Raw genomic sequence first — 12335 nt, 5'->3', positions numbered from 1 at the left:
ATGAACCCGATTCCTTGATTAGAATAGATGTGTCACCAAAACTATTCACAAGGAGGTTCATGTCTCATGAATAGATTAGCACATCATCAAGGAATCCACAAGTTTTTCACGATGTTGGGGTTGGCACTTTATTTTTCAAAACCTGTCATGAAGCATCTCGTTCATATCGTGGATGCGCTGACCACCAAAGGATTTGCGGGAACATTGACCGATCTTCATCATTGGAGCTTTCATCCGAACCACCGCACGACACTCAGCCATTTTTTCACGAAAAGCCCTTGGGATGAAGAGACGCTGCTTCGCAAACTTCAACAGTGGATGCTTCGTCGTGTCGAACGCATCGCCAAACAGGAGAATCAACCCCTTTTTGTTTCGATCGATGATACGATTTGCCAAAAAACCAAGCCTTCGTCACAGGCAACGCACGCCATTCAAGGGTGTGATTGGCACTATTCTCACACAGAGAAAAAGTCGATCTGGGGACATTCTCTTGTTTGGCTCATGGTTCATACGATGACCCAGGCTTTTCCCTTTGCGTTCCGCCTCTACGACAAGGCGGCTGGGAAAAGCAAGGGGGAACTCGCGATCGAGATGCTTTCTTCTTTGGATGTACGCCGTCCCGTTTATGTGCTGATGGATTCGTGGTATCCATCGCAAGCGCTCGTGGAAGCCTGTCTGAAAAAAGGATTTCACGTCATCGCGATGCTCAAAACGAACCGGATTCTCTATCCGAAAGGCATCGCCATCCAAGCCAAACAGTTTGCCCGCTATATCGAACCGAACGACACCCATCTCGTCACGGTGGGAGAAGAGCGTTATCGCGTGTATCGCTACGAGGGATCGCTGAAAGGTCTCGATGATGCCGTTGTGTTGTTGGCTTGGAAAGCCGATCAGCCGATGACATCGGAACATCTTCACTGCGTCTTGAGCACCGACCGGGATCTAAGCGATGAAGAGATCTTGCGCTACTATGCCCAGCGTTGGTCGATCGAATGTTTTTTCCGTCAAGCGAAAGACCAGCTGAAACTCGATGGATACCGCGTTCGCGGACGTCGGGCGGTGAAACGCTACTGGATCTTGGTGCAGCTTGCTTACGTGTACAGCATGTTCGAGTCGAACAGCGATTTTTCTGATGGGCTCGATCTTCTGCGCAAGAGAAAAGGACATAGCCTCGTGGAGTTCATTTACCGTGCAGCGAAACAAAATATTCCCATTGATACCGTGAAAAAACAGCTCCACGTGGCATAAGGGGTACCCTGTTTGTCTCTTTTATATGGTAATTATTGTAATTAAAATTGCTCAACTACAGTTATTTATATGTTAGGAATTTCGAATCTAAAAAACTTTAACTCTTCAGGTTTAGGTTGGTACTCTTTATGGGTAGCAATTCTTGCTTTAGGATACAGCTATATAAACTTTATTAAACTGCAAGATATAAAATTCGGTATTATTTGGCTTATGTGCTCCATTCTATGGACATTATTTTACTTGCTGCTTGCACAAAAAAGAACATTGCTATCTTTACTGGGTGGGGCGCGTTTATTCAAGCATGGATTACAGCAACTATTCCCCCCTTTCTTCTTCTCATTAACCAATGGGAGTTCGTAGGATAAAAAACTGCTTTCGTAGTAACTATTTTAACAATTCTAGCTTTTATCGCTATCTATATTAACAAAACCTACTTCTGTCAAAATAGACAGCATTTCAACAAAATCTTAATTATAGAGCTCGGATCACCTATTGATTTTTTCTATACTTTAGCATTTGATTATTTTCTTTTGTATTAAAATAAGACTTGTAAAACAGCATGAAGACGAATATTTAATTGGCTTGAACAGTTTGAACAATAAAGATCAACCAACACAAAGGGTTTATTTCGATGATGATGAAAAATTTAGATTCCTGATTTTGAAAAGCAATTTTATGCCTTTCTACATAAAAATACCTTAATTCTCAATTATCTTATTCTTTAATATTTCGAACATACTATGAATGATAAAGCGAAAGCATAATCTTCAACACATTCCACCGACTTGTTTGAGTATAAATCCCTTTATCGTCACATAGTCTTTCAGATGTAAATGTTTTATTAATGCTCGGGCATTTACTGCATTTAATCAACTCAAGGCACCCAATCCGTACTTGTCAGAACCATTTCATTCGAATAAAATTGAGGAAAGGAGATTTTTGAAAGGAGTCAAAAAATGGAACAAAAACTCGACTTAATTTTAGAAAAAGTGATGTCTATTGACAATGATCTTAAAAATGTGCATGATCGACTAGATTATATCGGGATGCGATTGGACCAGGTAGATGATCGATTAAATCGGGTCGAAAATCGGTTGGATCGAGTAGAAGCTCAGGTTGAAGAGCGATTAGATCAAGTAGAAACACGCTTAAATCATGTTGAAGAGCGATTGAATCGGATTGAACAGGAACAAAAATCAATTAAACAAGCTGTAATGGAAACAAACAAAGAAATGAAAAACCTCCAAGAAAGTTTCAAATCTGTTTACGAAATTATTGGCGAACATGACGTTTCCATCCGTACGTTACGAAAAAAAATTATGTAACCTACAACCACCTCAAAAAGTGATAACCTCACTTCTTTTTTTAACCCTGTGCTATTTCCTGGAAATACCATACAAAAAGCAAAAATTTTTTCCCATTTTATTCAAAGAACCTGTATTTAAACTTTTATTCTGACCTTTGAAAATAAATAAAAAAACGTGCCCAATCATACAGTTCTCTATTTGGCATATTGTGCTAATGAATAACTTAGGATTGCTAAGGCTGGTGAGCACGAGCAATTCAAAGCCGCCTATCTTGATGTCTTCTCCATTTTTTTACTAAAAGGATGTAAAAAATATTGAATACAATAAACTACTAATCTAAACTGATAGTTGATGAGGTAGAAAGACTTCCCTATGTTTCACTGGAGTTGATTTGATGATTGCTACTATGTATAAACGGAGAATGAATGCAGCATTTGCTCTATCTTCTATAGTTATGCTCATTGGTATTTCTGTTTTTTTCATCGATCGACCAGATTCTTTACAAAATTGGTTAAATCTTTCTTCAATAGGTATTGTAGGTCTTTTTTTGTTTTTTACCGGAGTTTCAAACCAGATTAAATATAACAAGGTGAAAGATATTCAAATTCATGAGTCAAAAGCTTCCCTCCTTGAGTTGGATCATCTAGTTTTAAAAAAAGATCTTGGTTTTTTTCCTCGTCTCCTACTGTTTGAAAAAAGCGGCCATTTTGTTGGAACGATTAAGCCAATCCGTATTGCTTTTATTTTTTACCCAATGAGCCTGCTGCTTCGTGATTCACTGATCATGGCGCTTCCGATTACTTATGGTGTTTTTTCGAATAAAGGAAATGTGCTGTTTACCTTTAAGAGAAAAGGAATGAAAAAGTCGATTGTAACAGTAAAGAATGTACATGGCCGAAAACTGGGAGAATATGTACAAGAGGATTGGAAAAGTCTAGTCAACATAAAAGGTGAGCTGAGAGATGCTGATGATAAGCTGATTCTCCCTGTTAAGGTTAAGGCCTTTTCTGGTGATTTTACGTTAACAGATTCCGAAGGTCGGCAGTGGGCCCGTTTCTACAATGGATATTTCCCTCATGAATATACGAATATTTTTCGTGATGTGTACAATGATATCGTTGAGCTCTCTGACAACTTGTCGAAGCATCATAAAATGCTTTTAATTGCAATGATTGGCTTTTTATTTTTGCAGCGCAACCAATAATCTAGTGTTGTTTTGGGAGTTTTCCCGCTACCACTTTACGATTTCTAAATTAACAATAAACTTTTTAAAATAGATCCAGTGAACTGCACGAGCTTACTAGTTGATGTGTGTAATAATAAATCCATGCAGGAAAAGATGCTCCTGCATGGATTTTTGTACTGAATATCGTCCTTACAACTAAATTTTTTTAGGGGGGTAAACGCATTATCACTTCCGGAGTGTTGAATTTATTATTTTAGCTGTATCAAAGAACATGGCAGATGTTTGATACAGTCTTTTAATCTATCAAAAGAGTTTTTATGGACAGTCAAGTTATTTCGTTAATGCAGGTTCATTTTGTGCACTTTCCTCTTTTTTTGGCATTTGGCGGACTCCAAATGCAACACGTTTAATGTTAAACAAGTGATTGACTGTAACATTGTCAGATGTAACGTTGTTGCCAATAGCACCGCAGCCAAGAGTCAAGGACGGTTTTACGTTCACTGTAGCGCCAATAGCGCCAAATGTTGTACCGGCATTTACAATGATACGTCCTGCTGGTTTATCGATTGTGTAAGTTTCGATTACTTTTTCATCCTCAGCGTGAATTCCGACTGTGTGACCAAGACCGCCTGCATCAAGAAGTTTTTGGGCAAGCTCGCTTGCTGCTTGCATATCTTTCACTGTATAAAATGCTAGAGTTGGAGATAGTTTTTCAATTGAGAATGGATATTCTTTCCCAACTCCTGTTTCTTCTGCAACGATCACTTTCGCCTCGGACGGAACTTCAATACCTGCCATTTCACCAATCACTTGAGGTGACTTTCCTACAATTTTTGCATTCAGTCCACCGTTTACGAGAATGATGGATTCTACTTTTCGTTTTTCTTCTTCATTCAAGAAATAAGCGCCTTGTTTTGTCATCTCTGCAACAACTTTCTCTTTAATCGACTCATCCACTAAAAGAGCTTGTTCAGAAGCACAAATTGTTCCGTAGTCAAAAGTTTTGCTTTCAATAATAAGTTCAACAGCTTTTTCGATATTGGCACTTTCATGAATGTATACAGGTACGTTTCCAGGACCTACTCCGTATGCTGGTTTTCCGGAGCTGTAAGCAGCTCTTACCAATCCAGGACCGCCTGTGGCAAGGATGACATCAGTTAATTTATGCTTCATCAGCTCGTTTGTTGCTGCCAATGTTGGTTGGGTAATGCACAAAATCAAACCTTTTGGTGCTCCGGCACGCTCTGCTGCTTCTTGCATAATTCTTGCCGCTTCCGTTGTACATTTTGCAGCAGCTGGGTGAGGGCTGAAAATAATCGCATTTCCTGCTTTAACTGCGATCAATGATTTAAAAATGACTGTTGAGGTAGGATTTGTAGATGGAACAATTCCTGCAACGATCCCTACAGGTTGAGCAACTTCCCATACGCGGTTTTCTTCATCGCGACGAATAATCCCGACTGTTTTCACATCCTTGATAGAATTGTAAACATCATTCGCTGCGAACAGATTTTTTACTGTTTTATCAGGAACATTCCCGAAGCCAGTCTCTTCGACTGCCATAGCAGCCAATCGCTCAGCTTCTTCCCTTGCCGCTTTAACCATGCTTTCAACAATATGATCAATCTCGCTCTGAGTCATCTTTGCCATTATTTTTTGAGCTGTTTTCGCTTCCTCAAGGTAATTTCTTACTTCTTGGATAGATTGTAAATCAATATCTCGCAACATCTTTGCTTCGCTCCCTTTCATAGTTTTCATTTAACTAGCAGATTCATATTGTCATGATCTCAAATGACACTATTTCAATTTTGTTCGCTTGAACAAGCATCATTTTTTGTGTTTCTGCCCTCACCTCCTCAAATGCTAGCAGTTTGACATCACTGATTCTTGTCATGACCACTTTATCGAACGACGATCTAATCTGATGTCGCCACCAATATGCAAAACTCCTTCTTCCAATACTTTTGCTTTTTGACAAAGAAGAAGCATTTCAACCGCTCAAAAATTGATAACGATTACAAAAAAGCGGTTTCATAAAACCCGAAAATTTGTTGGAGTATATTTTTTATTTATTTAAATATCTAGAATCATCGATATAAATAATTATAAATTGATAATTCTCGATATCTGAATCTATAAATATAATAAAACAAAATAAAAAGGGATTCAAGCCAAAAGCAACAATTAAAAAATTAGGCCTATAAATCCCTTGATAATAATTCATTTAATTTTTTGATGTTCTCTTCATCCCTTTTATAATAAGTCCATTGCCCAACACGTTTTGCCTTTATTAATCCGGCATTTTGCAGCATCGATAAATAATGGGATACAGTAGATTGTGACAGTCCAACTTTTTTATGGATATCGCTCACACATACTCCATCTTCGTGTATATCACCGTGCTGCGGTTTGGGAAAGTGAGCTTCCGGATTCTTGAGCCATTGTACGATTTGCAGCCTCGTTTCATTTGACAAGGCTTTAAACACTTCTAAAAGTTCCATTGCTACCTCCAATTGACAATACTTATATTTCAAAACAACAGCGGAATAAAATTTGCATTAACAGACAATAAAAACACAAACAACGACAATCCTAAAACGAAGGTTGATCACTCTTGCATGGATAGATTAGCATATAACCAACAAATCTACAATACCTTGACGACTAGCTCTGATTGTTGACAGCGTGGCAGTGATCATTAGCCCCTAAAACGTAATAATTTTATTATTAATTCAATAATACACGAAGCCCAACCATAAAAGCAAAATCCAAGTCTTTTAGCAATAAACTGCTTTATTTTCTGTAAAGCCCTGATAATAAAATTACATACAATTATAATCAACTTGATTCTTGAACAGTCAATCAGCCTCCTCAGCGCTTCATGTTCAAACACAACCTTATAAACATGTTTTCAGAGCAGCCAATCAAAGATGAACTGTTGAATCTTTGATCCGGATGATCGTAAAAACAAATTCATTGTTCCTTCTATAAGCGAAAGACAGCTATATTGAATGCGGGCAAAATCCTTTTCAGACACACTTGCAGAGCGAAATTGTTTTTAGATTGTGGTGAAAGCGCGCTGAACACCATTGCATGATCAGGCGAATCATTGCATATAGTTCATGTTTGTTTTCATCATACACTTGATCACTATAGCATCCTTATCATCCAAGTAAGAGCTCCAAATATTCTCTCTTTGTTTTCCTAACTTTAAAACCAATAAATGATACGCCATAATTATTATACATCTTGATTCGTTTTTTCGAATCACACATGAAAGTTTTTTCACTGACGGCTTAAAAAATATCGATCCAAATTTTCGCTGCCGTCGCTAAAATTAAGACAGCTAAAATTACGCGGAGTACTTTTGTGCTCATTTTTTGTCCTGCTTTTGCACCTAAAGGAGATGCAATCAAACTTGCAATGACCATAATTATTGCAGGAATGAATTCAACTTGGCCCGTTGTGATTTTTGCAAATGTCGATCCGATTGAGGAAATAAACGTGATCGCTAATGAGGAGGCAATCGTCATTTTCGTTGGAATTTTTAGAACAGAAAGCATAATCGGCACTAATAGAAAAGCTCCTGCCGCTCCGACGATTCCTGATCCAATTCCGATCAAAAATGAAAGCGAAGCTGCCAGCCATTTATTGAAGCTCACCATGCCCAATGGAATATCATCAATCCCTTTATTTGGCACGAACATCATCAAAACAGCAAATGCTGCTAAAATGCCGTATACAAGATTAATGCTTCCTTCACTCATCATCCTAGAAACGTATCCGCCAATGAAACTTCCAATTAAAATACTGCTCCCCATATAAAAAATTAACGACTTATTTAAGTATCCACCTTTCCGATAGACTAAAACACCGCCAATCGTCGTAAAAAATACTTGGACGGCACTAATTCCCGATACTTCATGGGCGCTGAACTCGGCAAGCCCAAAAAGCGGGGGCAGGTAAAGAAGCATCGGATATTTAATAATGGAACCGCCAATCCCAACCATACCGGAAAGGAAGGAACCGATAAAGCCAATAAGAAACATTACGATAATAAAATTGAACGTTATTTCCATTGATATACTACTCCTTTGATGTTGTTAAAATCGGGGTGCGTATATGCACCCCGCTAGTAAGTGAATTATCCTTTTTAATTCGAAAATGACCGATCATGTTCTTCTTTTTCATCATCGTATGCCTATTGCTTGATGCCCAAGGCGATAAATGAATTTTCGTCCCAATGCAATGAACCATCGATTAATTCACAATAAGGAACAATTCAATATTGAGAAATTTCGCCTTTCATTTTCCAATTGCAAAATAGTTCGCATGTATACTATAAAAATGTTTTTTTGTTGTTTAAAGATTTTTTGTACCTTTATCATATATTTGTATATTGATAACCAACTGTTCAATCATTGTTCAAGCGATCCATTCCATTCTGACATACCGGGGACAATATTCCATACGTTTGAAAACCCTTTTTCTGCTAATTTCTGGGCTGCCAAACTACTGCGCGTTCCCGTGCGGCAGACGACATAAATGGTCTTATCTTGCGGGAGTTCCTTGATCCGTTCCTCCAATTCTCCAAGAGGAATTGACACGGCACCAGGAATATGCCCAAATGCAAACTCTGCCGGTTCACGGACATCTAAAATGATAATTGACGGATCATTTATTTTGTCTGCTAATTCTTCATTGCGAATAACATGGGGGAATTTCGCTTCATTCTTTGCCTCGCTCTCACTTGCTCTACGAATATAGTGCTTTAATATCCCTTCTTCTTCAATTGTACCGAGATAGTGATGTCCAGTTCTTTCTGCCCATGCTTTCATATCCGCTTTCGATCCTTTGTCTGTTGCTTGTACCTCCAGTACTTGTCCAGGCTGCAACTTATGAATCGCTTTTTTCGCTTTGACAATCGGCATCGGACAAGACAACCCTTTAGCGTCTATTGTCATATCTACTTGAATCATGACTTTCTCCTCCTTAAATGGGAACTATTCTACAGGATCTTCTTATTTATGCATTAATTTCCGCAACTTTCCGATAGTTTTCGGCTCGTCTGCTTTTTCCTTCAGACAGCAGGCGAGAGTATTTTCTTTTTCTGTATCTAGTTCATTCTTAGAAACTTAAACAGTCAGGGCGTAATATTTATGGAACTAGAAATTTTCCTAAATCGACTTCTTCTAGTTCATGAACATCAATAACATTGAATGTTTTCCTTTTATGGAACAACGCCTCAAATTTCTTTAGCAGAATAGTTGTTTCATAGCAACCTTTATGACCAAGAGTTCATGCCGCCTTTTACATTGGTTACACGCTGAAATCCTAATTTCTTTAATAATTTGCTTGCTTTGGCGCTTCTCATTCCACTTTGACAAATCACAATAACTTCTTTATCTTTTGATAGTTCATGAACTCGTTTTGGAAGCTCGTGAAGCGGAATATTTTTAAAACCAGGAATATGATTCGTATGAAACTCAATAGGTGTGCGTACGTCAATGTAATGAACATCTTTTTTTCGTAATTCCTTCTTTAATTGCACTACAGATATGATTCGCACTCCTTTTATGGGCAGAAACCGATTGACAACGAACCATATCACCAATAGAACTAGACCAATATTAATAATGGTTTGAACCATAGACCCCACCTTAAATAAACAAATTGACATTTCCTTCAGAAGCATCTGCTAAATACGCAGCAACCCCTGCAAATTCGATGCCGTCTATTAATTCATCCTGTTGGAGTCCTAAAAGATCGACTGTCATTTGGCAAGCAACCAGCTTTATTCCTTGTTCCTTTGCCATATCGATTAATTGCGGTAGCGGCACAGCATTATGTTTTTTTATCACCCGCTTAATTAACTTCGGTCCTATTCCGCCAAAGTTCATCCGCGACAGTCCCATGCGGTCAGCACCACGCGGCATCATTTTCGCAAACATTTTTTCTAATAATCCTTTTTTCACCGGAACTGTCGAATCTTTACGCAATGCGTTAAGCCCCCAGAACGTATGAAAAATTGTAACCTTATGGTCATAGGCAGCAGCGCCGTTCGCGATAATATACGCTGCCATCGCCTTATCATAGTCACCGCTAAACAAGATGATCGTTGTTTTTTTCTTTTGCTCCGTCACTTTGTTTCCACCTTCTCCTCAAAATACTCATATGGGTATAAAGATAGCGAAAATTATCCCTTTTTGATCCAAAACGTAAAAACGCCATTTTCTTCTTTCATATTAACAACCGTATGTCCACTTACCTTTGCCCAAGCGGTCAAATCGCTTTTGGAACCTTTATCCGTTGTATGCACCTCTAAAACTTGACCAGCTTCTAACTCATCAATTGCTTTTTTTGCTCTTACGACTGGCATTGGGCATGCAAAACCCTTTGCGTCTAATACTTTATCTGCATTCATTGTCAATGACCTCCTTTAATATTACCATTACCCCTATATGTATATTAATAGGGGTAAAAAAATCTGTCAACTTTTCAAAGAAAAGTTGACAAATTTTTAACGACTTTTTACCAACAGCTCTACAGCTTCTTTTACTAGGTGTTCCGTTTTTTCTCCATTTTCTAAGCTTTCACGGATACATTGCTCTAAATTGGAACTTACAATAACGGCAATAGTGCGATCAATAGCGTTTCGTGCAGCAGAAAGTTGAGAAATCACGCTTTTGCAGTCCTTTTCTTGTTCCATCATACCAATAATCCCTTTTACTTGTCCTTCAATTCGTTTTAGGCGGTTTTTGATTTCTTTGCTGTATTCCATTTGGCATTTCTCCTTTCTTTGCAAGGACAATCGGCCATTGAATAGCTCTTCACTTTAAAACCGCGGCTGCGCAAAAAGCGAATGCCTAAATTTTTTCCTACTTCATCACTTGCAATCACATGGATTGGTTTATCAGGAATTTCATAAACATGCCGTTTTAAATAAGCAAACGGTATGTGAAAGGAATTCGCAATGGGATAATGATTTGTTTTTTCGTTGTAATCACGAAGATCTAGAATCGTTAAAGAATTTATACTTTCATCGCGGTAGTCAACACACGGAACTCCTCTTACTGGATAATACCGCCGATAGACAGATATTGATAACAAAATAAATAAAGCCAAAAGCAGTATTCCTTCCAATTCTTCTTTCCACCTCATTCATTGTTTTTATTTATGAACAATTATATACATGTATAAGTATATAATCAACCGATTTATTTTTCTAAACAAATTTTTGGAACAGAGGCATTGTCTTTACTTGTTAGTTATCAATATAGCCTTCCCCTTTACTTAATTTAAAAAATATTTGCGGAGGGAGAAAAAGGAGACTCGGCATGAATGACTCAAGTCTCCCTTTTTTAATCATTACCGGACTGCGCAACGGTTTGGACCGATTTCCATCTCGCGCTGCTGCTCTTCATTTGGATGAAGCTTTCCCATATTTGTTTGCCGAATTTCCTGATAAGCATTCGGTTGCGGAGGCAAGTTTTCCGTCACCGTTTTTCGAAACTCTTCTTCGCTCGCGATATTGAGACCATGATTTTTTGCGTACAACATACCTAATGTAGTACCAACACTACCATCGTCATTCATTTCACCCGGTACCATAAAATGTGCAGGCAAAACCAACAGGTCATCTGCTAATTGTTTATAGCGCTCATATAATGTCTTGCGCAAATCCCCCACCCAATCCTGCGCTTTTCCAGCCAAATCCGGACGACCGATCGAATCGATAAATAAAATATCTCCAGTTAATAAAAATTGGTCATCTACAATAAACGAAGTGCTGCCAATTGTATGTCCCGGTGAATACAGAGCTTCGATCACTGTATGGCCGACCTGAATACGACCCCCATCTTGAATGGGTGCATAGGGAAAGGTCACTTCTTTTGCATCTTTCGGCGGCAAATAGTATATCGCTCCAAGTTGTTCAGCCAGCTTGCGGCCGCCGGAAATATGGTCGGCATGCAAATGGGTGTCGATTACATGTTTAATGACAATCCCGCGTTCCTTCGCAAACTGAATGTATACATCGGTCATGCGATTTGTGTCAATGAGCGCGCCTTCTCCGTTTGATTCGATCAAATAGGAAAGGCAGCCTTTCCCAAGACGGACAAATTGGTAAATGGCACCGCCGTTTTTCAGCTCGGCGATTTTGACTGGTTCTAAATGCTCGCTCCACGCTTTCATGCCGCCTTCAATGGAATATACATGAGAAAACCCTGCTTGTTCAAGTTGCTCAGCAACAAATAGCGAAGATCCGCCTTTGGCGCAAACCACATAAATTTCGTTTTCTTTCTCTTTCGGCAATTGTTCGAGGAATGGATCCACACCATCAAGAACCTCAAAATAAGGAATGTTCATAACTTGTACGTTCTTTCCTTCGATTCTCCAATCGGCAAACTCTTCTGGATTGCGGACATCGACAATAAACAAGTCTTCCCCTTGGATGATTTTGTTTGCAATTTCTTTTACAGTCATAGTTTTTACAGACATATTCCCTTCTTCCTCCTATCTAATGTTGTAATACCGGGTCAAAACCTAACCCCCATCGGCCCTCATTTCTGTTTGCCGCACACCAATTGTCCAAT

At 38.7% G+C, this 12335-nt stretch carries 14 protein-coding genes; 4 read left to right on the top strand and 10 right to left on the bottom strand.

From position 1 onward, the window contains the following. Positions 1–66: 66 nt before the first annotated feature. The 4 genes from NSR00_RS04015 (at position 67) to NSR00_RS04000 (ending at position 3759) form a co-directional block, all read left to right on the top strand. The gene (locus tag NSR00_RS04015) at positions 67–1248 is read left to right on the top strand and encodes an IS701 family transposase (protein ID WP_340787165.1); all 1182 of its coding nucleotides are present in this window, start codon (positions 67–69) and stop codon (positions 1246–1248) included. A gap of 69 nt (positions 1249–1317) precedes the next feature. Further along, a complete protein-coding gene (locus NSR00_RS04010; protein WP_340787163.1) occupies positions 1318–1608 on the top strand; it encodes an AmiS/UreI family transporter in 291 nt (96 codons plus the stop codon). Positions 1609–2204: 596 nt separating this feature from the next. Beyond that, positions 2205–2573, top strand: a complete 369-nt coding sequence (locus tag NSR00_RS04005; RefSeq protein WP_340787161.1) for a hypothetical protein — start codon at positions 2205–2207, stop codon at positions 2571–2573. Between the two features lie 376 nt (positions 2574–2949). Further along, complete coding sequence (locus tag NSR00_RS04000; RefSeq protein ID WP_340787159.1) at positions 2950–3759, top strand: hypothetical protein; 810 nt, start codon at positions 2950–2952, stop codon at positions 3757–3759. Between the two features lie 312 nt (positions 3760–4071). Here the strand turns inward: NSR00_RS04000 and NSR00_RS03995 are convergent, their stop codons facing one another. From NSR00_RS03995 to NSR00_RS03950, 10 genes are all read right to left on the bottom strand, one after another. Beyond that, complete coding sequence (locus NSR00_RS03995) at positions 4072–5469, bottom strand: acetaldehyde dehydrogenase (acetylating) (RefSeq protein WP_340787157.1); 1398 nt, start codon at positions 5467–5469, stop codon at positions 4072–4074. A 470-nt stretch (positions 5470–5939) separates the two neighbouring features. Further along, complete coding sequence (locus NSR00_RS03990; protein ID WP_063389511.1) at positions 5940–6242, bottom strand: ArsR/SmtB family transcription factor; 303 nt, start codon at positions 6240–6242, stop codon at positions 5940–5942. A 795-nt stretch (positions 6243–7037) separates the two neighbouring features. Continuing rightward, positions 7038–7820 carry a sulfite exporter TauE/SafE family protein gene (locus tag NSR00_RS03985; protein WP_066246726.1) on the bottom strand — a complete coding sequence of 261 codons (783 nt, stop codon included), beginning with the start codon at positions 7818–7820 and terminating at the stop codon, positions 7038–7040. A 339-nt stretch (positions 7821–8159) separates the two neighbouring features. Further along, a complete protein-coding gene (locus tag NSR00_RS03980) occupies positions 8160–8720 on the bottom strand; it encodes a sulfurtransferase TusA family protein (protein ID WP_144598009.1) in 561 nt (186 codons plus the stop codon). A gap of 305 nt (positions 8721–9025) precedes the next feature. Further along, the gene (locus tag NSR00_RS03975; protein WP_144598008.1) at positions 9026–9391 is read right to left on the bottom strand and encodes a rhodanese-like domain-containing protein; all 366 of its coding nucleotides are present in this window, start codon (positions 9389–9391) and stop codon (positions 9026–9028) included. Between the two features lie 10 nt (positions 9392–9401). Further along, a complete protein-coding gene (locus NSR00_RS03970; protein ID WP_340787154.1) occupies positions 9402–9884 on the bottom strand; it encodes a DsrE/DsrF/DrsH-like family protein in 483 nt (160 codons plus the stop codon). Between the two features lie 53 nt (positions 9885–9937). Beyond that, the gene (locus NSR00_RS03965; protein WP_340787152.1) at positions 9938–10165 is read right to left on the bottom strand and encodes a sulfurtransferase TusA family protein; all 228 of its coding nucleotides are present in this window, start codon (positions 10163–10165) and stop codon (positions 9938–9940) included. A 96-nt stretch (positions 10166–10261) separates the two neighbouring features. After that, positions 10262–10522 (bottom strand): metal-sensitive transcriptional regulator, encoded by a 261-nt coding sequence (locus tag NSR00_RS03960; RefSeq protein WP_063389517.1) that lies wholly within the window; start codon positions 10520–10522, stop codon positions 10262–10264. Further along, the gene (locus NSR00_RS03955) at positions 10489–10884 is read right to left on the bottom strand and encodes a sulfurtransferase (protein WP_240326745.1); all 396 of its coding nucleotides are present in this window, start codon (positions 10882–10884) and stop codon (positions 10489–10491) included. Before NSR00_RS03955 ends, NSR00_RS03960 begins: the two co-directional genes overlap by 34 nt. A 225-nt stretch (positions 10885–11109) precedes the next feature. Then, entirely contained in the window at positions 11110–12240 is a 1131-nt protein-coding gene (locus tag NSR00_RS03950; RefSeq protein ID WP_144598007.1) for an MBL fold metallo-hydrolase, read from the bottom strand. Between the last annotated feature and the right edge of the window lie 95 nt (positions 12241–12335).

This window comes from Aeribacillus sp. FSL K6-8394, assembly GCF_038008865.1.
In the GTDB taxonomy this organism is placed as follows: Bacteria; Bacillota; Bacilli; order Bacillales; family Aeribacillaceae; genus Aeribacillus; species Aeribacillus composti.
Note: the sequence above shows the minus strand (reverse complement) of the source record. Positions and strands in the feature narration are given on the sequence as shown.